At 57.8% G+C, this 2,987-nt stretch carries 3 protein-coding genes; all 3 read left to right on the forward strand.

The annotated features are described in order from the left end of the window. Positions 1 to 313 precede the first annotated feature (313 nt). On the forward strand, positions 314 to 748 hold the full coding sequence (locus ABX749_RS27885; protein WP_372898909.1) for a DoxX family protein: 435 nt from the start codon (positions 314 to 316) through the stop codon (positions 746 to 748). Between the two features lie 2 nt (positions 749 to 750). Continuing rightward, positions 751 to 2,211 (forward strand): efflux RND transporter periplasmic adaptor subunit, encoded by a 1,461-nt coding sequence (locus ABX749_RS27890; protein ID WP_372898910.1) that lies wholly within the window; start codon positions 751 to 753, stop codon positions 2,209 to 2,211. After that, a partial coding sequence (locus tag ABX749_RS27895) for an efflux RND transporter permease subunit (RefSeq protein ID WP_372898911.1) occupies positions 2,208 to 2,987 on the forward strand: 780 nt, incomplete at its 3' end. The genes ABX749_RS27890 and ABX749_RS27895, both read left to right, overlap by 4 nt.

Consider the following 2,987-nt stretch of genomic DNA (forward strand, 5'->3'; position numbering starts at 1 on the left):
CGCAAGCCCTCCGGTGCCTCATCGTTACCGAACACCGGAGGGCTCGCGCCCTACCGCTAAAAAATACTTCACAGCGTTACCTTGTGGTCAGGACTGCTTTGCCGTTTCATACGGGCGTCTCTGCCCCCAGCTACGGACTGTCCGATTCGTCTGAACTGAAATTTATTTCACGAATCAACTTTTTTCTAGAAAGGTATTCACCTGTCCTCGGGTTATTAACCGTTGAAGACCCGCGCGGCGACTGCCCGGGCCTTTGTCCAAATCACGACGTTTACGAGCTCTGCCGAAAATCGATGGGGAATTTAACGAGACCATGTTGAATTTGAATCACGAGAAAATAACATCCGCAGGTTTACTGGCACTGCGAATCGGCATCGGCTGTTTCATGTTGGTCCATGGGCTGGCAAAGCTGAACGGTTTCAGCACAATGGCCGACAGTTTTCCGGATCCGATCGGCATCGGAAGCACGTTGAGCCTGGTGATGGCGATCGGCGCCGAAGTCGGTTGCTCGCTGCTTTTGATCGTCGGGTTGGCCACCCGATTGGCGTCGCTGCCGTTGGCGTTCACGATGATCGTCGCGCTGTTTGTCGTTCATGCGGCGGATCCGTGGAAGGTCAAAGAATTGGCTGCAGTGTATCTGCTGGTTTATGTGTCTTTGGCGCTGACCGGGCCAGGTTTGTTTTCGGTCGACCATGCCTTGTTCGGGCGGAAAACGTCAGCATCACTTACTTCTGAGGAAACGGCGTGAAGATGATGATTCGTGGAACAGTACTCGGTTCCACCGTGTGTGCCGGTGCGCTGCTGTTGTTGTCAACCGGCTGCAATCAAGCCCCCTCGGGCCCGCCGCAGATGCCGGTCCCCTCGGTCACGGTCGCTAAACCAGTTGTCAAACAAATCGTCGAATGGGACGCCTACACCGGCCGTTTGGAAGCGGTCGACTTGGTGGAGGTGCGGGCCCGTGTCGGCGGTTATTTGCAATCGGTGCATTTCGATGAAGGACAGGTCGTCAACGAAGGAGATCTGTTGTTCGTCATCGATCCCCGACCCTTCGAAGCGGAATTGAATGCCGCCAAGGCAACCCTACAACAGGCGCAGTCGGGTTTGAAACAAGCGATGGCGGTGCGCGATGAAGCCAAGGCGCGGGCGTTGCAATCCGACGCGCAACTCAACCTCGCCGATCTGCGTTACAAACGCGCCAAGGTGTTGAACCAACAAAGCGCTTCCTCCCAAGAGGAAGTCGACGAGCGAGAAGCAGAATTCTTGCAGGCCAAAGCCGACATCGAAGGCGCCAAAGCGGCCGTCAGTTCCGCCGAAGCCGCGATCGCGACCGCCCACGCTCAGATCGAATTGGCCAAAGCGGGCGTTGAAACCGCGGAATTGAACCTTCAATACACGCGTATCCGAGCCCCGGTAACCGGGCGGATCAGCCGTCAGGCCGTCACCGAAGGCAACTTGATCGCCGGCGGGACGAACACGTCCTCTCTGCTGACCACGATCACCTCGATGCAACCGATCTACTGCGTGTTTGACGCCAGCGAACAAGACGTGTTGAAGTACATGCGGTTGGCAAAATCGGGGGAACGGGAAAGTTCCCGCGTGGTCAAAAACCCGGCCTTCATCGGATTGGTCGACGAAGACGGATTCCCACACCGCGGACACATGGACTTTGTCGACAATCGATTCGACATCGATACGGCCAGCATGCGTGCCCGATGCGTGTTCCCCAATGACGATCAACTCTTGCTGCCCGGCATGTTCGCCCGCGTGCGCATCCCCGGCAGCGCTTCTCGCCAAGCCGTCTTGATCCCCGACTCGGCCATCGGAACCGACCAATCGTCGCAATACGTCTACGTCGTCGTCGATGAAACGATCCAGCGTCGCCCCATCAAACCGGGGCCGATCGTCGACGGGCTGAGAGTCATTCGCGAAGGGCTTCAAGGTGATGAAACCTTGGTGATCGAAGGCTTGCTGCAATCCCGGCCGGATCAAAAGGTCCAGACGGTGGAAGGAACGATTGAAGTCGTCGAAGACGGCCTGCCGGATGATTACGAACCGGTTCCCGAAAGCGAATGGATTTCTCCCGTCCCCGATCCACTGCCAGAAACTCCATCGCCAGCAACCACGTGGCGTCAGCTTCCCGCTCGCGAGTCCACTCAACTGGCGCACGGTTCATCCACTTCAAACGCCGTTAGCGGGGAACGACTGTCATGAAATTTCCCCACTTCTTTATCGAGCGCCCGATCTTTGCGGCCGTGCTGTCGTTCTTGATCGTGCTGGTCGGCGGCATCGTTTATTTTTCGCTGCCCGTTTCACAGTATCCCAGCGTCGCACCGCCCACCGTGTTGGTGCGAGCGTCCTACCCCGGTGCCACACCGCAGGTCATCGCCGACACCGTCGCCACGCCCATCGAACAAGAGATGAACGGTGTGGACGACATGTTGTACATGGAATCGTCGTCCAGTTCCGACGGCACCATGCAGCTGACCGTCACCTTCAAGCTCGGAACGGACTTGGACGACGCTCAGGTGCTGGTGCAAAACCGTGTGGCGATCGCCGAATCACGCTTGCCCGAGCAAGTCCGCCAGATCGGCGTCACGACGACCAAGCAGATCCCCGACATGTTGATGGTCGTTCACCTCAACTCGCCTGACAACAGCCGGGACCAACTCTACATCAGCAACTACGCGTTTCTGCGTGTCCGCGATGCGCTGATGCGACTCGACGGCGTCGGTGAAATCCGAATCGCCGGCGGGAACGAATACGCGATGCGCGTGTGGCTGGACATCGAAAAGATGACCCACGTCGATTTGACGGCCGGTGAAGTGGTCGAGGCGATCCGCAGCCAGAATGTGCAAGTCGCCGCCGGAGTCATCGGACAACCGCCGATCGACGATGCCGGTGATTTTCAATTGAACGTCACCACCCAAGGCCGCTTGATCCGCGAGGAAGAATTTGGCGAAATCATCGTGAAACGCGGCACCGATGGC

This window comes from Stieleria sp. (genome assembly GCF_041595215.1).
In the GTDB taxonomy this organism is placed as follows: domain Bacteria; phylum Planctomycetota; class Planctomycetia; order Pirellulales; family Pirellulaceae; genus Stieleria; species Stieleria magnilauensis.

Bases quoted from the DNA above. Each gene is read 5' to 3' on its own strand.
- ABX749_RS27885 (WP_372898909.1), top strand. From the start codon at position 314: ATGTTGAATTTGAATCACGAGAAAATAACATCCGCAGGTTTACTGGCA.
- ABX749_RS27890 (WP_372898910.1), top strand. From the start codon at position 751: ATGATGATTCGTGGAACAGTACTCGGTTCCACCGTGTGTGCCGGTGCG.